The organism is Fibrisoma montanum, from assembly GCF_003583365.1.
GTDB classification, from domain to species: Bacteria; Bacteroidota; Bacteroidia; order Cytophagales; family Spirosomataceae; genus Fibrisoma; species Fibrisoma montanum.
Window position 1 is genome coordinate 1 of the sequence record NZ_QXED01000018.1, and the last position, 25,459, is coordinate 25,459.

Annotated in this window: 24 protein-coding genes; 12 read left to right on the forward strand and 12 right to left on the reverse strand. The window is 49.2% G+C overall.

Annotated elements, in window-relative coordinates:
* Positions 1-420 (reverse strand): ParA family protein (locus DYU11_RS31725; RefSeq protein ID WP_147368092.1); only part of this gene is annotated, 420 nt, incomplete at its 3' end.
* 264 nt (positions 421-684) lie between these two features.
* Here DYU11_RS31725 and DYU11_RS31730 point away from each other — a divergent pair.
* From DYU11_RS31730 to DYU11_RS33750, 6 genes are all read left to right on the forward strand, one after another.
* Positions 685-963 (forward strand): hypothetical protein, encoded by a 279-nt coding sequence (locus DYU11_RS31730; RefSeq protein ID WP_012931337.1) that lies wholly within the window; start codon positions 685-687, stop codon positions 961-963.
* 63 nt (positions 964-1,026) lie between these two features.
* Entirely contained in the window at positions 1,027-1,683 is a 657-nt protein-coding gene (locus DYU11_RS31735) for a hypothetical protein (RefSeq protein ID WP_119671781.1), read from the forward strand.
* 53 nt (positions 1,684-1,736) lie between these two features.
* A complete protein-coding gene (locus tag DYU11_RS33550) occupies positions 1,737-1,898 on the forward strand; it encodes a hypothetical protein (protein WP_199736859.1) in 162 nt (53 codons plus the stop codon).
* 25 nt (positions 1,899-1,923) lie between these two features.
* Positions 1,924-2,295, forward strand: coding sequence for a DUF3846 domain-containing protein (locus DYU11_RS31740; protein WP_119671782.1), 372 nt, complete (start codon positions 1,924-1,926; stop codon positions 2,293-2,295).
* 64 nt (positions 2,296-2,359) lie between these two features.
* Positions 2,360-2,635: a hypothetical protein gene (locus tag DYU11_RS33745; RefSeq protein WP_229366153.1), complete on the forward strand. Its 276-nt coding sequence runs from the start codon at positions 2,360-2,362 to the stop codon at positions 2,633-2,635.
* A gap of 29 nt (positions 2,636-2,664) precedes the next feature.
* Complete coding sequence (locus DYU11_RS33750) at positions 2,665-2,979, forward strand: PD-(D/E)XK nuclease-like domain-containing protein (RefSeq protein ID WP_229366154.1); 315 nt, start codon at positions 2,665-2,667, stop codon at positions 2,977-2,979.
* Between the two features lie 16 nt (positions 2,980-2,995).
* On the opposite strand, the gene DYU11_RS31750 is transcribed toward DYU11_RS33750, so the two are convergent.
* A complete protein-coding gene (locus tag DYU11_RS31750; RefSeq protein WP_119671783.1) occupies positions 2,996-4,591 on the reverse strand; it encodes a DUF6035 family protein in 1,596 nt (531 codons plus the stop codon).
* A gap of 81 nt (positions 4,592-4,672) precedes the next feature.
* Between DYU11_RS31750 and DYU11_RS31755 the strand changes: the two genes are divergently transcribed.
* Positions 4,673-5,536 (forward strand): DUF2726 domain-containing protein, encoded by an 864-nt coding sequence (locus tag DYU11_RS31755; protein ID WP_119671784.1) that lies wholly within the window; start codon positions 4,673-4,675, stop codon positions 5,534-5,536.
* Between the two features lie 26 nt (positions 5,537-5,562).
* Here DYU11_RS31755 and DYU11_RS31760 read toward each other — a convergent pair whose 3' ends face one another.
* Both DYU11_RS31760 and DYU11_RS31765 read right to left on the reverse strand, forming a co-directional pair.
* Entirely contained in the window at positions 5,563-5,829 is a 267-nt protein-coding gene (locus tag DYU11_RS31760) for a hypothetical protein (protein ID WP_119671785.1), read from the reverse strand.
* Positions 5,830-5,855: 26 nt separating this feature from the next.
* A complete protein-coding gene (locus DYU11_RS31765; protein ID WP_119671786.1) occupies positions 5,856-7,106 on the reverse strand; it encodes a type II restriction enzyme NmeDI-related protein in 1,251 nt (416 codons plus the stop codon).
* Between the two features lie 177 nt (positions 7,107-7,283).
* Here DYU11_RS31765 and DYU11_RS31770 point away from each other — a divergent pair, with 177 nt between their 5' ends.
* Together DYU11_RS31770 and DYU11_RS31775 are read left to right on the forward strand one after the other, a co-directional pair.
* Positions 7,284-7,907, forward strand: coding sequence for a DUF305 domain-containing protein (locus DYU11_RS31770; RefSeq protein ID WP_119671787.1), 624 nt, complete (start codon positions 7,284-7,286; stop codon positions 7,905-7,907).
* A gap of 47 nt (positions 7,908-7,954) precedes the next feature.
* Positions 7,955-8,545 (forward strand): DUF305 domain-containing protein, encoded by a 591-nt coding sequence (locus tag DYU11_RS31775; RefSeq protein ID WP_229366155.1) that lies wholly within the window; start codon positions 7,955-7,957, stop codon positions 8,543-8,545.
* Positions 8,546-8,640: 95 nt separating this feature from the next.
* Here DYU11_RS31775 and DYU11_RS31780 read toward each other — a convergent pair whose 3' ends face one another.
* The 6 genes from DYU11_RS31780 to DYU11_RS31805 all read right to left on the reverse strand — a co-directional run bounded on the left by DYU11_RS31780 (position 8,641) and on the right by DYU11_RS31805 (position 15,603).
* Complete coding sequence (locus DYU11_RS31780; RefSeq protein ID WP_119671789.1) at positions 8,641-10,185, reverse strand: hypothetical protein; 1,545 nt, start codon at positions 10,183-10,185, stop codon at positions 8,641-8,643.
* Between the two features lie 167 nt (positions 10,186-10,352).
* Entirely contained in the window at positions 10,353-11,531 is a 1,179-nt protein-coding gene (locus DYU11_RS31785; RefSeq protein WP_119671790.1) for a glycosyltransferase family 61 protein, read from the reverse strand.
* 145 nt (positions 11,532-11,676) lie between these two features.
* Positions 11,677-12,192: a DUF305 domain-containing protein gene (locus DYU11_RS31790; protein ID WP_119671791.1), complete on the reverse strand. Its 516-nt coding sequence runs from the start codon at positions 12,190-12,192 to the stop codon at positions 11,677-11,679.
* Between the two features lie 105 nt (positions 12,193-12,297).
* Entirely contained in the window at positions 12,298-12,519 is a 222-nt protein-coding gene (locus DYU11_RS31795) for a heavy-metal-associated domain-containing protein (protein ID WP_119671792.1), read from the reverse strand.
* A 50-nt stretch (positions 12,520-12,569) separates the two neighbouring features.
* On the reverse strand, positions 12,570-14,825 hold the full coding sequence (locus tag DYU11_RS31800; RefSeq protein ID WP_119671793.1) for a heavy metal translocating P-type ATPase: 2,256 nt from the start codon (positions 14,823-14,825) through the stop codon (positions 12,570-12,572).
* Between the two features lie 121 nt (positions 14,826-14,946).
* Positions 14,947-15,603, reverse strand: coding sequence for a helix-turn-helix domain-containing protein (locus DYU11_RS31805; RefSeq protein WP_310589524.1), 657 nt, complete (start codon positions 15,601-15,603; stop codon positions 14,947-14,949).
* A gap of 529 nt (positions 15,604-16,132) precedes the next feature.
* On the opposite strand from DYU11_RS31805, the gene DYU11_RS31810 reads away from it, so the two are divergent.
* From DYU11_RS31810 to DYU11_RS31820, 3 genes are all read left to right on the forward strand, one after another.
* Complete coding sequence (locus DYU11_RS31810; protein WP_199736865.1) at positions 16,133-18,250, forward strand: heavy metal translocating P-type ATPase; 2,118 nt, start codon at positions 16,133-16,135, stop codon at positions 18,248-18,250.
* A gap of 40 nt (positions 18,251-18,290) precedes the next feature.
* Positions 18,291-19,490: a hypothetical protein gene (locus DYU11_RS31815; protein ID WP_147368093.1), complete on the forward strand. Its 1,200-nt coding sequence runs from the start codon at positions 18,291-18,293 to the stop codon at positions 19,488-19,490.
* 92 nt (positions 19,491-19,582) lie between these two features.
* Complete coding sequence (locus DYU11_RS31820; protein ID WP_119671795.1) at positions 19,583-20,920, forward strand: glycoside hydrolase family 2 TIM barrel-domain containing protein; 1,338 nt, start codon at positions 19,583-19,585, stop codon at positions 20,918-20,920.
* Here the strand turns inward: DYU11_RS31820 and DYU11_RS31825 are convergent, their stop codons facing one another.
* A complete protein-coding gene (locus DYU11_RS31825) occupies positions 20,921-23,479 on the reverse strand; it encodes a glycosyltransferase family 2 protein (RefSeq protein ID WP_119671796.1) in 2,559 nt (852 codons plus the stop codon).
* 126 nt (positions 23,480-23,605) lie between these two features.
* Complete coding sequence (locus DYU11_RS31830; RefSeq protein WP_119671797.1) at positions 23,606-25,459, reverse strand: DUF3347 domain-containing protein; 1,854 nt, start codon at positions 25,457-25,459, stop codon at positions 23,606-23,608.

The following is a 25,459-nucleotide window of genomic DNA, read 5'->3' on the forward strand; positions in this document are numbered from 1 at the left end:
TTCCCGGCGAATGTCACCCATCTTTTTAGCTGCCTTGATAAACTCGAAAGCGGATAGTACGTCGGAGTCGCCAAGGCGAATTGGGACAAGGATACTGTCACAAAAGGTGAGCGCCATCACCGCTTCGTCGGGGCCAGTCATCCGGGGTAAGTCCAGAAAGATGACATCAAAATCTTCGTAGCGTTCATCCAGTACCGTTGCTACGTCGTCGGTAGCCATCACCTCGCAGGCATTTTCCGGTTCCCCAAGCCGGTCAACTTCCCGGCTTCGTAGCTTGGCAATGGTCCGCTGTCCGTCAGCATCCAGCACCAGTACCCGTTTTCCCTCCCGGCGAAGGCTGTTAGCCAGCCAGGCTGTAATTGCTGATTTCCCGCTGCCCCCCTTCTGTGAGCAGACCGATATGATTCGTATGTCTTCCATTGAAAAAGGTTTATTCGGCTGCAAGTAAAGCAATATACTGATATAATGGTAATGTGATTTATCAATATAATTAAACAGTACCCTCGTGCTGTTTGATTATATTTTATTCAATTACTTCATAGACAGGCTTTTAAAAAAGTAGAATAGAAGGGAAGAAAAAGTTAGGCTTACGCATTATGGCCTACAAGTCATTATATCAATATTTTATTATCACAATATAATGACGTATATTTATAGAGTCAAACAACGATACCAGCAGCACGTATGAAACTCTATTTGAAACACAGCATTGCTAATTTCTTCTACGCTGTCGATGTACAGAACCAGCAGGTAGAACTATGTAGCACAGTAGGAGGGAGGGAGCGCATAGAACGCTACGAGGGCATCAGTGGTGCGCTGCAAACGGGTAACGTCCTGATTACAGAGCAGGAGTTTAACAACGCTAAAGGTTTCGCCCTTCGTCAGTTGGGATTAGCTACGCAGCAGGAAAAAGCAAACCCTATGAGCTACATAACGGACTTCCTTTTCTCTCCCCTCAACTAACGCCAATACCTGCCCCGGTGGATTAGGCCGGGGCAGGAAACAAAATTTACCTCATCAACAACGATGCAATCTAACATCCTCAAACTTATGGAAACCGCCCGCGTCCTCGACCCCCAAACAATGGAGCCAATAACTGGCATCAAATCATGGCAAACTGTCAACCAGCAAACCGGTGATGTCGTCAGCAAATACAAGTATCTGGAAGGCCATCCAAGAAACTACCGTTTTGATGCCAAAGAAGGTGTTTTCTCCATCAATGGCACAGAGAAGATAGGCCGGTCGCTAACCTTCCAGCCGATTGCATGGCGCATCTTTACCGACAGCATATTAGGCCAACCGTCGAAGCAATGGGCCGAATTGTTCTTTATTGACGAGCAGAAATGCGTTGCTACTGTCCTGTTTCACGGGTATTCAGTTAATAACATCTTTCGCTTGATCGAGCCACTTTATTACGACGATTATTCATTGGCTAATATAGTGCTGACCGCTACCGCCGAGCGGAAGGAAAACACGAAAATTCAACCCAAAGGGGTGTATTACATTGCTCAATTCCGCTATGAATTGGCCGATACTGACCTAACTAAGCAGCGGCAGGAGTTCGCGCAGGAGAACCCGATTTTCCGGCAGGACACCTTAACCGACCCTGCCCGGTTCAAGACCTCTCACCTGTACGGCTTTCTAACTATTGACCAGCAAATAACCCCTGCCCCGGTAGCTTAACTGTCCAATCATAGACCGGGGCAACCCGTCCCGGTCTATTTTTTTCCTCAGCCATGTACGCATTCACCAAAAACGACGGAACCGCTTACCGTACCGCTTTCAGCCCCCGCGAGATTGCCCGAATGTATTGCTATGATGCTTGGGACGATGCCGGAAACCGCTGCATTATCCTAACCGACGAGACCGATTTTAAAACCTTCGAGTACCAGCAGTAAACAACATAACCGACAGTAAACGACCATGAGCAAGTTAATTAAAGCCATCAGTATTGACCCCACTAAACGAACTATCGAAGAAGTTGAAATTGAAGCCAGAAACTTGGGCGTTTTATACAATCATATTGGCTGTAGAACCATCGACTTTGTGTGTCGGATGCCGAACGGCGACGCGCTGATCGTGGACGACGAAGCCTTATTGTCCGACCCGCAGCCGCCAGCTTTCAAGTTTGCGTATTTTCTTCACCGTATTCATGGTATTGCTCTCGTCGTTGGCTCTAACAAAAATGGTCATACCATCGAACCAAAATTGACATTTCAACAAGTGCGGAATTTGACCAAGTTCTTAGGTGAGGTTCGGACGGAGCCGTTTATGAATGTGCTGTCGTGGGAGTGATGTTGCTGTAGCCGGGTAGTAACTCCGCTGCCCGGCTTTTTCTTCCCTTCTATTCTTTTGTCTAATGAACGATTACCGCAGCTTACCCCGAATTGCCAACAGCGACCTTACCGAACTCAAAAATCATTTGTTTGGCAAGCCGGATTTTCAATCAGGCCCGGCGCAGGAGTTCGGCACCCGGTTTCATGATTTACTGCTACTCGAAACCGGCGTAGTGCCGACTGGTAAGGGGGCCACCGCACAGAAACGTATGCTCGATGTGCTACGAGCCAACTCCTTGTTCTGTCGGCTGATGGATTCAGCGCAGGTCGAAACGCCCCACTTTGGGAGGATAAATTGACCGGCCTACCCTGCAAAGCCCGGATTGATATGCGCGTACCTGACGAACGATTAATTGTTGACGTGAAAACGACCTCAGCCCGTAGTCAGAATGAGTTTATAAGCAACTGTTATGGGTATGACTATGATCGACAGGCCGCTTTCTACCTTGATGGATGCCGACAGGCCGGGGAGTGTACTGACCAGTTCATTATCTTAGGTATTCAAAAGCAAAAACCTCATAACCTGTACATTATAGAGGTTGACGCCGACAGCATTTTTCTGGATTATGGCCGACGTAAATATCAACGCCTATTACGCTCATGGCAGGAGGTAGGTTATAAGCCGAGGTCTTGGAATAAATAGACTCAGTTAGGTTTGCTTATTGAGTAAAAAGCTCAGGAAATAACAGCCTGAAAACGTCATCGTAGCTTTGGTCTGGCTCGACGTTTTTCTGCCGAAAGGCTTCTATCTTCTTAGCCAGTTTTCCCCCTGAACGATCATCCTGTTTTTGTAGATTTGGGCTGGGATAGCGTTCTATGGCCTTTAAAAATAAGTGGGCGAAAGATTCTTTGCCCGGAAATACAGTGTGCGCCACTTGCACCACTTTCTGAAAACTTTGCCCAACCACACAGTCTAATTTGACCGATAAGAGAACAAACACGGTTCCGTACACTTTCTTTAATCGGTGAGCTTTTTGAGGGCTTTTAACTTTAATCAGGCAGGTTACCAGACACAAACACGTTAACAAATCAGTCCGATCCAGGTGAGAACGATTCAGGCGTTCGCGCTCAAAAGTTATTCTTAAAAAAGATTTGTCTTCCTCTGTAGGCTGATACCCTTGATCTTGTCCAAACAGGGTAAACAAATTTCCATACGTATCCAGCGAAAAGGCGGCAAACTCATTCAGTAAAGGGCTTCGTCGTTCGGGATAAGCATGAACTTCGCTAAGTGTTTGATGAACCGACGAGCGGGCGCGGGATAAGCCAACTTCAAGTTCTTCTTCGTAAGCCTGTCGGCGTTGCTCAAATACCTGTTGCCGTTGCTCAATTTCGCGTTGCCGCTCCCATTCGGCCCGTTGCTCGTCGTCAATTTCTTGCCTGATCGAGTTGGTAGCTCCTTCTACATCGAATAGGAACACTTTGTAATTCTTATCATCGAACGTTAAGTCGTGCAGGCCAACTGACCGTTCCTGCCAACGGTAAGCTATCTGCTGACCAGATCGGTAAGGTTCACGGTACAGGCATTTGAGGATAAGGTCTTGTTGGCGTTTGGACTCGCTGATAGCTTCGCCATCAAAAATAAATGCATTCTGATTATTGCCGTAGAAAACGTCTTTCTCGGTGAATCGTTGTTTGTCGAACTCATCGGAAAAGAATTTGAAAATCCAGATTATGAATGTCTGGTTTTGTTGATAAAAGTATTCTCGATCTGCAATGACACTCAAAAACGTAGTTGAAAGCTGTATCTCAAACACGACTTGACGTGAGTGGTAAACCGCGCTGACATCGGGCTTACGCCAGGTCAATAGTCCAGAGGTATCCCGCCTAACCGTTTCCGTCGCCACCTCAGTTATACCTTTGTTTGTCAACCGATTCGACTCTAAGGAGGCTGCTACCAACTCCTTTGTTCGTTCGTGCAGCTTGCTTTCTTTCTGCCCGTTGTATTTGATAGCCCGAATCTGTTGTTGGGTTAACTTATGGCTGGTCTTTATAGGGCAATCGTCGCTGTCCCACTGATGGGCAAAGTGCATCCGCTTTAGCTTTGTCTCGTTTTCGGCTTTACCCCGAATCTTGATAAGCTGATTGCAGTAGTAGCATTTGTATTTAGGGTCGCGTCGGTTACGGATAGCATCTTCTAACTGTCTGCGTATCTCGAAAATGGCCGATTCGTCTTGGTTGAAAAATGACCCTGCGAAAACCTCCTCGCCTGTTTCACAGTCTAACACGGAATGAATGGTGTATTGAAATCCTTTCATTTAAACGTCGGATCAAAAGAAAATGCTACATTCTTATACCGAAGGGAAACAGTTATCTTCACAGCCCAATTAATAAAATAAATGCTTTACGACCGCGAAACTACATTCAAACTCCTTCAGCAGCGTAATTGGATGGCTCTCATCGAGTTGTTTAAAAACAATAAGACTTATGACCAGCTTCGGCAGGACGATATTACAAGGAGTATTCTTGAATCGCAGTTCATCCGGGAACTAATTGACGGAAGTAGCTTCGATAAAGACCCTGATTATCTCTTTTATTTAGAGCAGTTTCATATGCTTCACACAGGGCCTAATTTTCACTTTGCCCTGCCGACTGTAGATGTGGAACGCCTTGCAGAAAAAATTATACTTGGATATCGCTCGACTCAAGTTCAGTCAGCTTTAATCTATGCCAAGAAATATCAGCATCTGCCTGTCAGTATTGAATTGCTTCAAGAGTTTGAACGAACACAACCTAAAGTAGTCGAACACAGTCAGCAACGGACGATCCACGTAACTGTAAACCGTGAAGTTGAAGCTGTAAACAATACAATTAGCTTGTTCAAATCGAAGCAAGAGTATGAGTTTTACCGGGCCGTTCGGGAGGTGTACAGCACGTACCTCGTCTTCCCAAATGTAGCTGTTTCGGCACTGGTAGATTTTGAGCAGATCAAACACCTTTTAGAGCCGCATGAGCGAAATTACTTTTTCAAAGCCTTAGTAGATTGCGTTGTCTTTGATGCAGAAAATGCGTTTAAGCCATTCAAGATGCTGGAGATTGACAGCGAGTATCATGATAGTGAAAAGCAGCAAGCTAAGGATCAAATAAAGGACAAAATAATGGCTAAGGCGGGCCAACGTTTGCTTCGCATTCGTGTGAGAGCAAGAATGTCAGAGCAAGACCTAACCCGCTTAGTTCGGGAAGTTACTCGTGAACAATCCTGACATTTGAAGCTATTACGTCTCTCAAACTAAAGTGCTTTCTCGTTCTTTAAACGTAACGAGTTGGTCAGTTCTAAAACACGATCTTGGTGTTCCAGTTGCTGAGTTGAATCGTTCAGTTTCCAATCGAACCGCCAATCGTGTAAATCATAGACCCCTAAAGGCTCGGCTCCTTGTTTGGCTACGTCTTCTAAATCCTCTACGGCGTTGAGGTAATTGCTGGCGGAACGGGTGCAATATTCCCCGTTGAAGATGTATAGGCTGTAATAACGAGTAGCAGATTTCGTCCGGCTCATAAAAGCTTTACATTATTAATTAACATTTAAACAGACCGCGCTATCCTCTCCAAAACCCGGTGACTATCCCCAAACCGGCAAAGAGCATCACAGTGAGTGCGTAAATCTGACATCAAAATGTAGCGGATTGGGGTATTCGTTTGCCGGATAGAAGGGCGGGTTAATTGCATTTCGACTTCTTTTCGGCGGCTGTCGGGAACGACCAGATACAGCGTCGTGGCATGGTCGGGCAACGAGCAGGTTAAATCGGTTAGTCGTAGGATACCAGAGTAGATCGACGTACTTTTCTCCACCTCGAAGGCGCAAATGATGCGTCCTGTGCCTTTCTCCAGCCATACAATATCAATCAGGCCAATGGTTTGAGCCGTTTCGGGCGCAACGGGTAGCGCGGGTAGGCTGGGCAGGCTCAAAAACGAAAAGGAATGGCCATTATACTGCCGGGAAATATCATTTCGGGCAGCCGCTACATCGTAGCCTAATGCCCGCCCAATGGTTAGCAGATGATACTGCATCTCGCTGTGCGTTTGTTCCTCCTGCTGTTCACTGACAACTTCCTTATGACGCTTAGATAATTGCTTTTCGAGTTTTTCGCGCTCGACAAGGGGTTGATCGGCCAGGCCCGGCACCAGTAGATTACCTGCCCCAATCTCGAACAACAAACCCGCCAACGCCCCTAAGTCATTCGATAAAACGTGTCGGTATTCAGTATTCACTGCCAGCATCTTATCCCGAATGGCTAAGTATTCCGACCACGAACCCAACTTACGTTTTTCATTAAAAAGTCGGTTGTAACCATTAATAATGGCCGTATTGAAGGGTGGCACCCAGGTCGGATGCAGGAAGTAGAGGATACTGGCTACGGCAGGCCCTAAGCCCTTAATCTTGTACGCATCAAGCCGATTTATTTCACTCACAACCGTTTCGGGCTTCGTGGCTTTTAGGCAGCATTCCAAGAACTGACCGAAATAACGCTTATGGTCCAGATTCTCGTAAATATCCGGGATACGTAGCTTCGGTTTCCAGTAAAATGGGTGGGATGCTCCCTCAAAAACCTGCTTCTGCTCGGTTATACAACTCAGCACAAATTCAAGTGAACTGCCCTTGAAGTCGTTGGGAAAAGAACCTTCTTTGATGTCGCTGATAACCTGCAAAACCCCGCGCCGGATAGACCGGAATGCCTTCAGGCGGTCTTCGTTGTGCAGAAACCAGCTTTGATACGTAAGGTCCGGGTTTCGTTTATAGTCGTCAATCAGGTCAATTAAAGAAGTAGCGGGCATAGGTATTGTCAATGAATACACCAATAAATAGCTAAGTTGAGGAATATACAGTGATTTGCCAAGCAATGAAAGTACTTATATGACCCCGGAAATTCTGTAATCTACAGGGGCAATCTTGTAATAACCCTCTTGGGCAACCGCCTGTTAACCATAGACGCAATAAGCGCACTCAACTATATGAAAAATTCACTTCAACGGGCAACTTCTGTCTTATTCATGGCAGGGATTATGCTGGCTTGCGACAGCAAAGAGGGCTTACAGCCGCAGGCCCATGATGCCAATGTGTATCAACAAATTAACCATCGTATGATGACAGAGATGGACAAAATGAAGGATACTAATGACCCTGATAACGATTTCTCGATGATGATGCGGATGCACCATCAGGGGGCCATTGATATGTCGAACGAAGAACTTAAATCAGGCGATAACCAGGCTATGAAAGCGATGGCACAGCAGGTGATCACCGCTCAAACTTCGGAAATCAGCCAGTTCAATCAATTTCTTCAAAATCATACGCCTGTTCCAATCACGGCTGGTTCAACTTACAATGCAGAAGAAATGGAGTCGATGATGAAAATGATGCGGGCGCAGGATGTCCGTATCCTGACAGGTGACTCGGATGTAGATTACGCCCAGCTTTTGATCGATCATCATCAAAGTGCCTTGGAAATGGCTATGTCGGAGCTTAAACATGGTGACGATGCCCAAATCCGTCAGATGGCCACGAAGATCATTGAGGATCAAAAAAAGGAAATTGGAATGCTACAGGACTGGCTAAAAACCAACAAAAATTATTAATCGCTAACCTGCCAGTACGAATACTGGCTTAATTGATGTTCCCCTTTATGAAAATTAATCCGTTTTATGGGCTGGCACTCAGTGTAGCCCTGTATATAGCGCAACCGGCTGTTGCACAAACCGGGCAGACATCGGCCAGCAACGCGATGATGAAGTCTATGCAATCGGGCATGAATCAAATGATGAGCATGAAAATGACCGGCGACCCCGATCATGATTTCGCTATGATGCTTAAAATGCACCACCAATCGGCGGTCGATATGGCCGACCTGGAGATCAAGCAGGGTGCTAACGCACAGACAAAAGCACTGGCTACCCGCATCAAAGCCACCAATCAAAAAGAAATCAGGGAACTAACGCAGTTTATCAGTAGCCATAAACCGCAGTCATCGTCTTCTAAACTGAGTCAGGATGCCATGAAGATTATGCACAGCGGCAGCCATTCGATGAACGGCAAAACTGACTATGATTTTGCCAGTATGATGGCCCAGCACCATCAGCAGGGCGTGGACATGGCTAAAGCATTTCTGAAAGAAGGAAAAACAGAGAAGATGAGGATGATGGCTAAAAACGTCATCAAGCAGCAAACCAAAGAGATTACCGAGTTGAAGAAACTGGAAACCAGCCTGAAAGGATAAGCCAGTTATCCGTTTGCCAATAACAAGGCCCACCCTATCATAAAAAAGGGTGGGCCTTAGTGTTAAGATTGCCTGTTGACATGGAGGTGTTTCCTCTATTTCATGTTGTGATGCATACCACCCATGTTCTTCATTCCCCGCATCATATTCATAACCATCACGGAAGGCGTGATTCGGAGATAAACCTCACCGGAAAGAGGAAACTTACCATAATAAGGCTGCAAGGCTTGTTCTGGCATATTACCCGTTAGCTGTGCTCCCAACACGAGATCGGTGCTGGCGTATTGAAGGAGCCGATAATTCATGCCCAACGTAAACGCATTATTCGTCAATATGCGCTGATTCGGTATCTCCGCTTCTAAACCAATTTCTTCGGGGGATTTACCGACGTTTTCGTAGCGGCCGTAGAAAGCAGTCCGGCCCAGTTGCAGACTACTTTCGGCTAAGAAGGCTTGTTCATTCGTTCCGTGGGAATTATTCAGCCCCCATACAAAGGCCGAGGTGACGTAATGATCGGCCTGCCCACCCAGCGGCACACTATGCAGCACCGAAGCGGTTGTACGGGTAGTATTATCTTCAGGGTGCAGATCTTCCGGGCTTTTGATATACCCTTGTGAGAATTGGAGAGCCAGCGAGGGAGAGGGATTGACCGATATACGGTACGAATAACTGTCGAAACGGGGCTGGTCGAAATTCAGGCGTTGTTCATCCGGCTCCCGGCCTGTAAACCGGGATGCTTCCAGTTTAACCCACTTGTAGCGGAAGCCAGCCGTGGCCACCCCAAACAGAATATGGGTAGCGTCTTCCCAATGGTGTCCCAGTGGGGCATCGGGATTGTTAAACGTGGAAATGCGGTGCATAAAAGCCGGTGGACCCAGGGCCGGTTCGCCGGGATAGCCGACGTAGCCATACAGGTCGATGTCCCGACTGAAGGAGTGCGTATAGCCGACGGATAATTCTGAAAATAAGTCGTGTGGGTGTTGTCGGTCAATCAGGGGTTGCCCTTTGTACGATTCGCCGGATTGAAACAGGAGCGGATAACCGCCATTGCCTACGGTTATGGCATCGAGCGACACCATTGCCCGTAACAACAGCAGCCCCCGCTGGCCGATTTGCCGTTGCGCCATGCCCATAAACCAGTTTGGCGCGTCGAACTGCCGGTCACTGCCCCGTTTGTCCCGGTTGTTGGTGTTCTGGCTATTATAGCGCAGAAAAACGCTGTAATGAACCATATAGCTCCATTTTTTTCCGTGGGTCATGTAGGCGTACATCGGCGTGTTGTCGGGGTGCCAGGACGTACCCGACCCATTGCGGTTCATCGGCAGATTGCGCGAAAACGAATGCGTCATCATCATGCCGGATGAATCGCCCATTGCATGGTTCATTCCAGCCATATTGTCCATCGAACCGTGATTCATCTGGCCAGGCCGTCGCTCCGGCGTACCGGTTCGGCTATGGTCCATCTGCCCATGCTCCATACCGTCGTGCTTCTGCCCGGTTGCGGAAGGTGCTCGTTTACGCCCTGGAGAGACGGTATCCGAAGGGGCAATTGTTGCCTTATCGGACATCGTGTGATGTTGAGCAAGGGTATTAAAAGCCCAAAAGCTGTTCAGAAAAATAGTGAATAAGATTGCTTTCATATCGTTGAGGTATTGTTACTAAATTAAAAAAGCGGGCTACCCGACCCGCTTCTGTGCTGAATGGACCCCCTTTCTATTAACTGTCCGAAAGGGATAATCCTCTTTTACAATGCTTTGTAATTTCATTCGCCAATGATTACAAAATTGTCAGCCGATGTGCGGTCTTATCAACCCCTATGGGTTTCAAAGCGCGTGGCCTTAGCCGGGTACTGCTCGAAGTGCCGATTGAGACTGCGTTCAATGTCGGAAACCGATACAGTAATATTTTCTGACAAGCTATTCCGCTTAATCCAGACTGAGGTGTATTGTTTAGCTCCTTGACAATAAGCCGAATATGTCAATCCCATGAGTTGGGATAAATACAAAAAATGGTCAGGCGCATAGTTAGGGGAGAATAGTTCAAACAAATGGGTACCCGGTTCGCACCAGATGATATTAGAGAACGATGCACCGTGAGGGCCAACAATAAGCGAGGCTCGGTTGTATAGCGAAAGCTGTTCCGATAAACTACGGGGTTTGTCTTCCACTATCGTAAAATCGTACTGCTGGAGGAGCTTCACCAAAGCATCTTCGTTGGCAATTCGGCGACGACCAGCCCGGCTAATGTATAGTCGTTCTCGTTTGCTGGTTGGGTTTTGTATTAAGGGAAAGAGCCGTTGTCGGATCGCTTGTACATTGGCTTCGTTGGGGTAGAACCAATGCCCGTTGTTGCCCATCAGACACGTATCAAACTGAACATTGACCGAGCGGCTATCAAGAATTTGCTCCGGGGAAAAGCCTACATAGGTCAAAAATTCCCGCTCATAGGTGGTACTGAATAACGGATAAGACACAGCGGCATCGGCAAATGAGCCGCTGGGTAGATTCTGCTCCATCCGACAAAGCTTTGCGGCTACAAGAAAGATGTAGTCGTAATAACCTCCGAATGCAACCCCATCCTGATAATGACCAAACGGAGCCACCAGCGTGTGAACTTTGCGGGTTTGTCGCCTATCGGGTTTTAAGCTGTCTTTCAGCAAATGTTGACTTCCGTAATCAGGGCAAAGTACCAATCCATCCGTCAATATATTGCCGCACCGAAGCTGAGACGTTTCGCGGTCGCCAGGTCTGTAAACCCACGTATAGCTCGGTTCACTAACCGCCGTTTTATTCCCGAAAATAACCTTTGCAGCATCCGTAGTATCCGTTACTTCGGGGAGGGGTAACAGATTTGCTGCATGAAATCCCTTCTGATAGGGCCGCAGGTAAACGATAGTTTCGTCCTTAGTTAGAAACGTTACTCCAAACCGTTTAGCAATCCAGGTGAAAAACTGTTTGGCGAACGTTTTGACGGTCGAAAGGTGCATGGTATCGGACTGTGAGAAAATAGCTAAAACCTGCTATTTAGACCGCCAAGCTAAAATCCCGTTACCGAAAAAGCCCTGCCAACTACTTGTAAGATTATCGGGTAAGACTTACAAAATTCAGGCGGGTTAAACACGATTAACAGCGTTACTTTCGATCTAACTCCTCCAGTTTGGCTTTCATCTGACTAATTTCAGCTTCTTGTGATTTGATAATTTCCTCACTCAATTTCCTGAGTTCGGGGTCATTCAGCTTTGCTTCTTTGGCCATCAGAATAGCACCGGCATGGTGAGGTATCATGGACTTAACGAATTGCCGGTCCGACACCGCCGTTTGTTGCCGGATGAGCCAGAAGAACCCCGTAAGGGCTAACGCACTCACAGCGATGATGATAGCGTTTCGTCGTTTGTCTGAATACATAGCCGACATCAACAAAACTTCAATGATAATCATAGGCATCGTCATCAGGCCCGCCATATAAAACTGATTGACGTTGGGAACGACGTTGGCAAAGGTATCCACCATCGCGTACATCAATACGTACATGGAAATGAACGATAAAACAGCCATAATTGCCAGCTTGCCGTAATGCTGTCCATGAGTCATTGAGTGGTCGTCCTGCCTGTGCTGCACTTGGTCAGTGTGTTGTTTGTGTGCTTCCATAAATTCTTCAGATCGTTGAGTACCTCTATAAACAAGTAAGCTGCCCAACCGGATGGCCGTGCAGCTTATAAGATTCGGCCCACTACGTTGCAAAACTTTTGGAAATCAGGGCCGTGGCATTGGTTCCGCCTTATAGCCTGCTCGCTCAACGGCTTTTCGGACTTCTGCGCCGATTCGGTTATCTGTGGTTTGCACCGTTAGAATTTTGTCAGGACTGTCAGTGTCCACATTCCAACCGTCAACCTGTTCGATGTCATTGAGAAAAGGCGTGACAGCCGCTACGCAACCGCTGCATTTGATATTCGTCTTGAAATTCAGGGTTTCCATGATTAATCGTCCGTTTTTTGTTGTTACCTATTGGTAACGTATTCCTTTCGTTAGAGTTTGGCGGCTCTCAATCGCAGACTGTTACTGACCACCGACACCGAGCTAAGGGCCATTGCTGCCCCGGCAATCATCGGATTGAGTAAAAAACCATTGACGGGATACAGTAGCCCGGCCGCAATTGGAATGCCGATCAGGTTGTAGATGAACGCCCAGAACAGGTTCTGCCGAATAGTCTGTACAGTCTTTTTCGAGAGTTGGAGGGCTTTAGGTACGCTGTTGAGGTCGGAGGTGATGAGCGTCATCTTAGCTACATCCATCGCAATGTCGGAACCTCGGCCCATCGCGATACTCACGTCGGCTTGGGCCAGCGCCTGCGAGTCGTTGATACCATCGCCAATCATGGCTACGACCTTACCTTGCGCCTGTAGCTCTTTTACGAATTCGGCTTTATCGGCGGGCAGGGCTTCGGCTCGGTAGTCACTGAGACCAACGGCTTTAGCCACCGCACTGGCTGTTTGTGTGTTGTCACCGGTCATCATGTACACGGCGATTCCCCGCTTCCTCAACGTATGAATGGCTTCGCGGGAGGTCTGCTTCACCGGATCGGCGATGGCTATTACGGCCAATATGCGCTGCTTATCTGCGAAATAGACAACGGTCTTCGCTTCATCCTGCCAGCGACTCACGATACCGGTTACAGTTGTCAACTTATCAGCTAATCCGCTCTCTGCGATTAATCGCCGATTGCCCACGACATACGTGGCGTTTTCGTAGCGGCCCGTTATACCTCGACCCGTCAGGCTCTCGAAGCCATCAAGAGCGGGGCCGGTGATACCAGTAGCCCGCAGTCGCTCGACTACTGCATCGGCCAGCGGATGTTCAGATTTGGCCTCCAGTGCATACAACACCGGCATTAACTTGGCTACTTCATTCTCGCCCACCTGCCAGGCCATGTCCGTTACAGTCGGTTTGCCTTCGGTAATGGTACCTGTTTTGTCCAGCACGACGGCGTTGACTTTGTAGCCGAGTTCCAGACTTTCCGCATCTTTGATGAGGATGTTGTTATCGGCTCCTTTCCCTACGCCAACCATGATCGCCGTAGGCGTTGCCAACCCTAATGCACAGGGACAGGCGATGACCAGCACCGTTACGGAGGTCAATAGGGCATGAGTAAAAGCGTTGTCTCCCCCTAACAGCATCCAGGCCGCGAACGTCAGCAGGGCGATACCGATGACCACTGGCACGAATATACCGGCAATCTTGTCCACTAATTTCTGAACCGGAGCCTTGCTACCCTGTGCTTCCTGCACCATGCGGATGATTTGCGCCAGCACGGTTTCTCCGCCTACTTTTTGTGCCACGAAGCGGAACGAGCCTTTCTGATTGATTGTCCCCGCAAAAACTGATTCTCCGGTTCGTTTGGCCACTGGAATGGCTTCTCCCGAAATCATACTCTCATCTACAAACGATTCGCCGGATTCAACGACACCATCAACCGGGATTTTCTCACCCGGCCGCACGACGATAATCTGACCGACACGTACCAGAGCAATGGGTAATTCACGCTCGGTCCCGTCCTCGACGATACGTACCGTTTTGGGTTGCAGGCCCATCAACTTCTTGATAGCCGAGGATGTATTTGATTTTGCCCTTTCTTCGAGCAACTTACCCAGCGAGATGAAGGCAATCACAACCGCAGCCGCTTCAAAATAAACATGCGGGTGCAGCCCCCGGCTGTGCCAGAAATCAGGATAGAGCGTGTTGAAAGCACTGAAAAGGAAAGCAATGCCCGTTGACAGTGCCACCAGTGTGTCCATATTGGCCTTACCGTGCCGGGCTTGTTTCCAGGCATTCACAAAGTAGGACCGGCCCAGCCAGAACACCACCGGTGCCGAAAGAGCCATCATAATCCAGTTGACGTAGGGCGCGTCCATGAAGAACATACCCAACACGACCACTGGAACGGATAGAATGCCTGCCCATAAGGTTCGCTTTTTCAGTGAATCGTAGTGCCGCTGCTGTGCTTCCTGCTGTACCTGTTGCGGATCTTCAACATCAACTACCAAATCGTAGCCAATTGATTGCAACACCTGCTGCATTCCAGCCGGGGTAATGGCTTTGGTATCATACTCGACCGTAGCTGACTGGTTAGCATAGTTCACGGCGGCTTTCGCAACGCCGGGCGTGTTGTTCAACATCGACTCGACACTAACAGCGCAGGCCGCGCAGGTCATTTCCAGCACCGGAAACGTTTGACGGGTTAGCCTTGCCGGGGCCGGGGATTTTATAGGTTCGGTCGTCGTCATCGTATTGTCAATTTATACGACAAAGGTCGCCATACCTATTACTCCCTCCGTTACACAATTACCCCGATGGCTTGTGAGATTTCAGGCAACCCGCTCTACATAGTACGCCAACAGTCACCCGCTACTGTTCGATACCGATTGGCACGGCTAATTTCTCTGCCCCATGCTGCAACGACTTTTTCTCCTGACGTACCTGACGGAAATAAGAAGGGGTCAGGCCGGTCTGCTGCCGAAATTGATTGGAGAGGTGTTGAACGCTGCTATAACCCGTGCGATGGGCAATCTCGGTAAGTGTCAAATCAGAATAGACTAACCACTCCTTGACCTTGTCGATGCGCCGGAGGATGATATATTTCTCTAAAGTAATACCCTCCGCTTTGGTGAACTGACCACTGATTGTATCGTAATCCAAATCAAGCGTTTCCTGGAGCTGTGTAGATAGACGTGACTTATTTTCACTAAGATCATCTTGGGCGAAATAGGTATCTATAAGTACTTTAACTCGCTGATGAATGCTCTGCTTAGTCTCTTCAATCAGGCTAAACCCCTGTTTGGTCAGCAGAGCTTTTATCTTTTCTGTATCAACGGCCGATAGAGGCCCACGTAGCGTAAGCTGACCTAACTGAATATTGAGCACATGGAAGCCAGCTTGTGCTAATTCACTATGGACGACCCCAATACACCGGTCGCACACCATGCCTTTTATACGCAGGGGCACTATCGTGCGACCGTCCGATTGCGTCATTGCTGTTTCTGGCTCCATTACTGATTCCATCATTTTTATGTTGTAGGCTCACCGCTACTATAAAGGGCTATCTATAATCAATACGGCCTTGGTTGATAGCATAACAAACAAAGCTACTATTCTGAGCCAGAAAAGGGCTTGCAAAATTCGGGATTGTCCTTGCAGAATTTTTGTAGTACGCTCCATTTGAACTCGCTACGTGTTAACTAAGACAGCATGGCCTATTAATCGTTTCAGTTTACTCTGTATTTCTAACTAAATCAGCCCTATGACACATCAACACCGATTTACGGTACACGGCCTTACGACCAATGAGCAGGCCGAAGATATCCGAAATATCTTGATTGGGCAGTCGGGCATTAAGGACGCTGAGGTAACGATCAATCCACCCCAGGCCGTACTAACGGTTGAGCATCATCTTTCCTTAACAGACATACAGCGGTTGGTTTCGACGGTTGGATCATTTCATGTCATGGAGGCCCGTGATGAATCGGTATCCCCATACGCTCATCATCGTGCCACTGAGCCGCCTATACCTCCCGCGCACAACCACGTAGCGCACATGAACCAAACAGCATCGACTGACGAGTCGCCTGCCGGACAACAGGCTCTGCAACACATTGGCCACGATGGACACAGCGGACCGGATAATCCCCAGCCCCATCAGGGCGGTACGGGAATGAAACACAAGCACATGAACCACGGCGACATGGAGCATGGAGCCGGACACGGTGGCCACGATCACGGCGCGATGATTGCCGACTTTTTGCGCCGATTCTGGATATGCTTGATTCTATCGGTGCCGGTGGTGGCTTTCTCGATGATGTTTCAGGAATTGGTTGGTTATCAGTTGGACTTTCCGTTCCGTGAACCGCTTGTCGTCGTGCTGGCCTCGTTCATTTACATTTATGGGGGCTGGCCCTTTCTGACCGGTATGGTCGGCGAACTACGAACCCGTCAACCCGGCATGATGACGCTGGTTGCCGTTGCCATCACAGCCGCTTACACTTACAGTGTGGCCGTTTCGTTCGGTTGGCTGCGTGGCATGGACTTCTTTTGGGAACTGGCTACGCTAATCGACATCATGCTGCTGGGTCATTACTTAGAAATGAAATCAGTAGCCGGGGCATCGCGGTCACTCGAACTGATCGTACAGATGCTGCCCGCCGATGCTCATAAGGTCGAAGGGGACAAAATCAATGATGTGAAAGTCGATACGCTCAACGAAAGCGACGTAGTGCTGATCAGGCCCGGCGAACGTGTTCCGACCGACGGTGAGGTAGTTGAGGGAGATAGCTCAGTCAATGAAAGTATGCTGACGGGCGAAAGCATACCGGTACAAAAAGGGCCACGCGACAGCGTAATTGCCGGGGCTGTCAACGGAGAAGGCGCACTTCGCGTTCGCGTTACCCACAAGGGTGAAGACAGCTATCTTAATAAGGTTGTCCGTATGGTAGAGGAGGCTCAGAACGCCAAGTCCCAAACGCAAACATTGGCGGATCGGGCCGCTGGCTGGCTGACACTGATCTCTTTGTCGGTTGGTCTGCTAACCCTTTTGGCCTGGCTGATTTCGGGAAAGGAGGTGTCGTTTGCTGTGGAACGTATGGTTACGGTCATGGTGACAGCCTGTCCTCACGCGCTCGGTGTCGCCATTCCACTGGTAGTGGCTATCTCTACGGCCATTTCCGCACAGAAGGGACTGCTGATTCGTAACCGCACGGCCTTCGAGGAGGCCCGCAAAATCACAGCGATGGTTTTTGATAAGACAGGTACGTTAACCGAAGGCGAATTCGGTGTGAACAGAATCAAGGTGCTGGTTCCCGATATGGACGAAGCAACATTTTTAAGCATGGTAGCCGCTCTGGAGCAACCTTCACAGCACCCTATCGCGCAGGGCATCGTCCGGGAAGCCAAAAAACGCGACCTCGACCTGCCCGGTATCAGCGATTTTCAATCCATTACGGGCAAAGGTGTATCGGCAATGGTTGCCGGTCAGCGGGTGCTCGTCGTTAGTCCGGGTTTCCTGAAAGAAGCAGGTATCGAACAGCCACATGATGCCTTCGGTAGCGGAGCCGAAACGGTCGTGTTCGTGCTGATTGATGACCAGATAGCGGGTTACGTAGCACTGGCCGACAAAATTCGTGAAGACTCCAAAGAAGCCATTCAGCGGTTGCAAGAGTCGGGTATCAAGGTGTATATGGCCACCGGCGATAATCAGAAAGTAGCCGACGCTGTTGCAAAAGAATTAGGTTTGGACGGGGTTTACGCAGAGGTTTTGCCCGACCAGAAAGTAAACGTCGTGAAGGACTTGCAGAAGCAAGGCCAGTTCGTGGCCATGACCGGCGACGGGGTCAACGATGCTCCGGCCTTAGCGCAGGCCAACGTAGGCATTGCGGTGGGTTCCGGCACCGACGTTGCCGCCGAAACCGCCGACATCATTTTGGTCAATAGCCGCCCCACCGACATTACCAACTTAGTTGAGTTCGGTAGAGCCACGTACCGCAAGATGATTCAGAACCTCTTCTGGGCGACGGGCTATAACGTCGTCGCGATTCCGCTGGCAGCCGGGGTATTATACCCCAATTTTGTCCTTAGCCCCGCCATCGGTGCTGTGCTAATGAGTGCCAGCACAGTGATCGTGGCTCTGAACGCGCAGTTGCTGAAACGTGAGATGAAATAAGTGCCGATTTTGTTGCATTGATTGAAACAATCTCTTTTCGATGGAGCAAAATCCTTTACGTTGTCCGCAATGCGGAACATATCGATTTATAAGACACCGTTTAATTCGTTTCGGCAAAGAACCTCGCGCCTACACGATGCGGATGCCGGTGTATGAATGTGACACTTGCGACATCAAGTATGAATCTATTGTCCCTTTTGATGGTCAGCGGCTTATCCACTTCCGGGATTATATTCTTGACGGGATTACCGAAGATGGGCCAACAGTGGAAATTTCATTCAAATATCTCTTTGCTGAAGTCGATGTCTCGGCCAAATTTGGTCGTTTTGATGACTTGGGCTTCGATTATGATCCCCTTGATTATTATTTTATACCCGGTCTATACCGGGATTTTGATACAGGTTATTTAACCCCTGCATTCTTTGATAGAGAGGTTTTGTTACACTACAATAACCATCCTGATTACACGGTGAAATTGACTTCGTTTTCATCAGGTAACATCTATCAAAAAGGTGAACGAATGTTTAGTTGGGGATTTGGAATAAACCGTGGTGGGCTAATTTTCATGTGGCTTGGAGATTTGAAGAAGGACTTTAATGAGGAAAATGAACGGGATAGGAAACGCTTCTTAGCCAGTAATGTGGCTTCTGACCATGACATCGTTTCCAAATTTTACTTCAGCCAAATTCCATTCACTATTCAGGACGCATTTCAGGAGTCGGATAATGAATTGAAGGTGTTCTCACTCAAAAACCAGTTTGATGAACGTATCAAGAAAGAATTTGGGTTCGACATTGCCAAGATTGATATAGAACGTTTAGCTGAGTATTATCGACCGCCTATCTTGGAGGATAGGGAACAAATCTTGAATGCATATCTGAGCTTAACTAAGTACCTCATCGAGTCGCTACAGGTTGAAGACTTAAAACGGCTCCTGATCGAACGGGGGGTGTCGCCGAAGGATTTAAAGGGCTTAGGTAGTCTAAAAGTATTTGAGCGGTTTATAAGTATTGTTCTCAAACTACCTGATGAACGTGGTATTATGACACCGTTGTACGTGCTATATGACCTCAGATTGTTACAGGGCCATTTGGCTATCGACAGTTTTGATGGAAATTACGAAAGTTGTAAGAAGCGACTCAATGCTGAAAGTACCACAACGGACCTTGAGTTTTTCAGGATCGTTATAATGAGCCTGATTAGCATGTATGAAACGCTTCTGACTTACCCAAATCCCTAATTCGTTTAGAATAGCTATTTACAATTTTACTGCCCTCAATTACAGAATTTTCTGTACCGTGTGACCAACGCCGATTAAGCGGTCATCTTTACATGATGATCGCCTATTCTTACCGATGCAAATTTAGTTTAGTGTGGTTCTTAACTGGTTGGCTGGTTACCTTGAGCAGTTGCCAGGACACGCAGCAAAAGCGGCCTGTTACGACCAATACAAACGCACCAACATCTATCCGCTTTAATGGTACTTCTTATGAACTCCTGCGGTATGGAAAGCCTTATTTCATTAAAGGGGCAGGCGGGGTAAGCCATTTTGAGGAGTTGAAAGCTTGTGGAGGAAATTCCATCCGCGTATGGGACGATATTGATGCCGGCCGCATTTTGGACGAAGCCCACGCATTGGGACTGACGGTCATGTTTGGCTTGTGGGTCGAGCGGGAAATGGAAGGTTTTGACTACGATGACCATGCCGCCGTTGAGAGGCAGTACGAACGTATCCGAAAAACTGTGATCAAATACCGGGACCACCCAGCCTTGCTGCTTTGGTGCGTCGGTAACGAATGGGCGCAGGAAGCTAAAAACTTCAAGGTATACGATGAAGTAAACCGACTTTCTAAGCTTGTTCACCAACTTGACTCCAATCATCCCGTCAGTACAGTCATTTCGCCTGATAGCAAACGCGCTATATGGTTAGCCAGTAAGCGGTGTACCGACGTGGACATCTTAGGCGTAAATTCCTATGCGCTAACCGAAAAATTAGACGAGTTTTTCCATAAAGGCGGTTGGACGAAACCTTACCTTATCTCTGAATATGGCGTACAGGCGTATTGGGAAACGCCTATAGCTCCGTGGGGCGCACCCGATGAACCCAATAGCCGAAGCAAGGTGGAATTCGTCCGGTCTTTCTATCAACGCTACATCGGCTCGCAACCACCCAATTGTTTTGGTTCGTACTTATTCTACTGGGGCACAAAGCAGGAAGAGACGCATACCTGGTTCAGTGTTTTTGACGAGCAAGGCCGACATACTCCCCTTGTAGGGTTGATGCAAGAACTTTGGTCAGGCAAGATACCAGCAAATCAGGCTCCGGTCGTTCAGTCTCTATTGATTGACGGGCAACTTGTCAACAATCGCTCTTACGCATCGGTTTCGGCTCCCCATCAAGCCGAAATACGCGTTTCTGATCCGGAGGGCGATTCCCTTATGTATGCCTGGGAGATTAAGCTTCGTGCCCAGCCCGGTGGCGATTACGTAGGGGTTCCGCGTCCCGCTATTCAGGGCTTGTTAGAACGGACCGATACCCGAACCGTTCGCTTCCGCTTACCAAACGAACCGGGGGCGTACCGGCTGTTTGTTAACGTATACGATACGCATCAGCATGTTGCAACAGCAAACTTTTCCTTCGAGGTAGCCGGTTCACAGACTGATGATTAGTTATCGCTGAACGGTTTGTTGCTGCGTCAGGTAGGTAACAGGTACCGCTTGTAAATCAGCATCATTGCTAAAAACAATTCCCCGAACAGTAGGGTAACGTTCCTGCATCAACTCCAACGCTTCGATTGTCCACTGGCGGTGGGGTGTGTGGTCCGTAACAGATTCCAAACGAGTAATTAGGACGGGCTTCTGCCGGATGCTGTAGGCCGGGTGCATGCGAACCGCCGTATGCGGAAGCTGAAAGAGAGCGGCAAACGAATGGTCTTTACCATCAATCGCCAACGTTGGATCGTTGACTACGGCAATGCCTATCCAATCGATATAATGCTCACCGGGATAGTAGGACACTACAGTTGATGGTTGGGTGGGGCACCAGACCCAGGTGACGTCAGGCTCGTCCCCTTGTTGGCGGCAGAACCGGACAATGTACTGCCAGGCTCGTCGGTATAAGTCTAAACTGGTTGCCTGCTTTAAGGTATTCTGTTGGGTAGGATTATCAAATTCCGGCATGAAGCTGGCCAGCACCGGACGATTCTGTTTACGAATTTTTTGGGTCCATTCCCGCAGGGCTGCGTCGCGTTCCCCACGCAGAATACTTTTCAAAAACTCTGCTATTTGCGTTTCGGTCGTGTAGATCGTTTCATCGAGTTCAATGTATAGCAGGGGTAACTGATCAGCTTTTGGTCGAAGGGGAAAAGAAATGGCCGAGTTCGGGGTCATCGACCAAGTCAGATGGTAGGGCGAAATAGGCGTAATTGAGGAAGGTAGGGCAAGTTGGCGAGGCAATGAATCACTCAAGCCAATGTAAAAAGGTTGGGTATTGGCAAAGCGCAGGTCGGTTGGCAGGACATCGGTTCGGATGCGGTAGGTGAAAATGAAGAAGCCCAAAGCTGCCACTACCATGCCCACAAACAGGGCGACCGCTCGTCGCTGGAGCCAGTTGTATAAGCCGTAACGAATTATCCAGGCCACCCGGCGTAGGCTACCGATTTGTTCCGAATGATCCGACGGTTTGGTAAGCCAATCGGCTATTTGCGCCAATGTTTGCTGCTGCCCAGTTAGTATATTCAGGGTTAGAATCAGGATGTTCAGCACCCCGAAGCCAAGCATCATCTGGAAGTAGATGTTGTAGAGCGCGAATCGGCCATACCAATAGATACTATAGCTGATTGCCCCGAGGGTGGCCAGCACAACCAGTAGATTTGGCAGGATAAGCCAGAAATGGTTGCGCGGACGGTCGTCTTTCGGCGTGGGAATATAGGGCACCCTGACTCGGAAAATTGTGTAAAGTAGCCCCAGCACATATACCCACCAGGTGCCGCTGGCCAGAATACCGCCAACCAAATGAAAACCGGCTTCGTGCCGTTCAATAAGCCATCGTTGGGCGTACTGACGAATCAAAAAGCCCGTTAGGAGCAGGGGCACGTAAACCGTCGCAAATTTGAGCAGATCAAGTTGCAGCGGCAGCAGCATAGTCGTTAGCGACAGAATGGGGATCAATAGATCAATCAATTGCACGGTACCCAACAAATAGTAGAGGGGCAGCGTCGTGTAATGAATCTTTTGCCGCCACGTTAGGCCACTAAACACTTTTGGGAGCGTTGTGACCAATAACTCAAACGTACCGCGCGACCACTTGAGTTGTTGTTTATAGTAGGCCGATAGTGTGGCCGGCACTAAACCGTAGGAGAGAGGCAAGGGGACATATACCGACTGCCAGCCCTTAGCGTGGAGCTTCATGGCCGTGTGCATATCCTCGGATAGTCCATTAGCGTGGCCACCAATCGAATCCAATGCGGACCGCCGAAACGTGCAGTTAGCCCCAATGGCCTGTGCGGTGCCGTACCCACCCATGCAGGTCATCATTGGCCCGTAGAAACTATACGTCTGCTCAGCGGCTCCAAACGCGACGACGCTTTCTTTTCGGTTGTAATACCCCTGTACACATTGCACAAAGCCAACTTCCGAATTTTCAAAATGGGGCAAGACGTGATCCAGAAAATCCGTTACGGGTACGTGGTCAGGGTCAATCACCAAACAAATCTCGCCGGTAGCCTGTCGGAGTGCATTGTTGATGTTGCCTGCTTTGGCATCGGTTTTATCCGTTCGCGTGACGTGGATTACGCCCAGATCGGCGCAAACTTGCTTTAGGTACGGGTCATTGGCCTCGTCGCAGAGGTACGTCGTGTGTGGGTACGTAATGCGCCCGATAGCTTCGAGGGTATTGACGACCATCTCGTGAGGCTCACCGGGGCAGTAAGTCGTCAGTATGTCCACGGTCCAGCTTCGGGTTGCAGCCGGTCGCATAGGCGGCACTACGTTCCAGTAGTGATACCACTCGTGCAGAAGGCGAAGAATACGGAACAGAACCGATACTGCCAGCAGACCAAACAACCAGGAATATCCCCGGTTTTCGGGTTGAAAAAACACCCACAGAAAAGCTGCCATGAAGAGCAGACCAATCACGATCAGGACGCGTACAGGCCGCACATCGCCCGCTCGGTAGGTGAAGTTATAGTCTTTGTTTGGTGAGGGTTGGGTAAATTTAGGCCATTGCATATCGTTTGGACTCACCTATAAAATAGGGGTTACAGAAAAGGTTTTTAATCCAAAAATTTTACAAATGCTGATAGGTGTTTTACCATGCCCATCTACCAGCATTTGTTACGTGAGCGCAGGGCGTCGCTACTTGATTACCTCCTTCGTTTCTCCGCAAGTCAACATCTGATCCCCGAAGTAGGGATTACGGATCGGTTCCTTATCACTGAGCCAGTAGCTGCCTTTGTTGTTCAGGGCCATCGGGCAGTACTGCCTGTAAATGGGTTTGTCGGTTACGCCAAATGCTTTTACGCTTCGATACAAACCATCTTCAAACTGCGCGTAGGCCGTTCGTTGTTTTTCTAGATCGCCCGTGCCACGAATCGCTTTCAAGGCCGCATTCATCGCGTTGAGGTACTTCATCCAATCTGTATGCGCCTGACCGGAAAGAAGCATCATGTCCGCGCCAGACAGAGCCTTTTCTACCCCGCCCGCAGCGGCCTTGCTCCGATTAACATCGGAGCCGACGAGCGATTCAGTTAGTTTTAGTGAAGCTTCATAAACCTCCGTTAGCTGCTTTTTAAACCCATCCGGTACCGTATGGACGTTGGGTGTTCGGGAAGCTGACGCGGCTTGGTTAGTAGCTACCGGTACCGGCGTGGGATTTGTCTCGCCGTTAGGAGTCGATTTCACCCCCTCCTCGTCAGCCTTTTGGGTAAACGGGTTTACGCCTTTTTTGAGAATCAGTTCACTGTAGAGCAGATACGCCCCTGACATGGCAATGGTCTCGTCGCCGTTCAGCCCTTTCGTGATGGCTACGCGCTGATCGGTCTCGGTGCCGGTTTGTACCAGGCGTGGCTGAAAGGCCGACCCATCGGGGGTGCGGCCTTCCGACTGTCCCTGGCCCGTCTGTACAAATACTACCGCCCCCTGCCCGGCCCGCACGACTGCATCAACCGGCAAGGTTAGCCCGCGCTGTACGCCATGCCGCAGCAGCACCCGCGCCTGCTGACCCGGCTGATAGCGTCCCCCCGGATTGGAAATCACGGCCCGCATCACCAGTACCTGGCTCCCTGCCCGGTATTCAGGGTCAATAAATGCCACTCGTGCGGTTTGCGGTTGCTGACCTTCGTAGCCAACTACCTGCACGGGTAGCCTATCGCCAACCTTCACATACCTGGATTCCCCGGCGTAAAGTTCGGCTTCGACCCAAAGCTGACCCAGGTTAGCCAATCGGTAGAGCAACGCCCCTTCGCTCACGTACTGTCCCTCACTGGCCGCAATTTCCGTCACGGTACCGCCTGATGGAGCTACAAATGGGATGCGGGGCAGCACCTTTTTAGTGCGGGCTAATCCGGCAATCTGTTCGGCAGTCATGCCGTAAAGCCGAAGTTTTTGCTCGGCGGCTTGCCGAAACTGGCTATATCGTTTTTCAGTCGTTCCCAATTCGGCTTCCTGTTGCAAGGCGATCAGGTATTCCTGCTGTTGGGTAAGCAGGGATTCACTGTATATCTCGTAGAGTACCTGCCCTTTGCGGATCGGCTGGCCCGTCTCTTTCACGTAGAGTCGTTCAATGCGCCCGGCTACGCGGCTGCTGATAACATCGGTCTGCTGCTGATCGGCGGCTAACCGGGCGTTCAGGACCGTGTTGTTGCCTATACTGCCAGACGACACGGGTTGTACTATTACATTGGCTAGTTGCATCTGGCTGGCACTAAGCACAATCTCAGCCGCCTTCTCTCCAGTCTTCACCACTGGCACCAGGTCCATGCTACAAATAGGGCAAGTTCCCGGCGACGACTGCACAATTTGCGGGTGCATCGGGCAGGTATAGGTCGTGCCACCTTCTTCATTAGGACTGTGATTATGACCGCTGTGATCGTCGCTGCTGGCAATCTGCGTCGAGTCGGTTCCTTTGGTTGAGGTCGATCCGCCCGATTTGCACCCGGCATTGAGCAGCATCAAGAGTGCCGCCGATCCGTATATCCATCGTCGTATCAT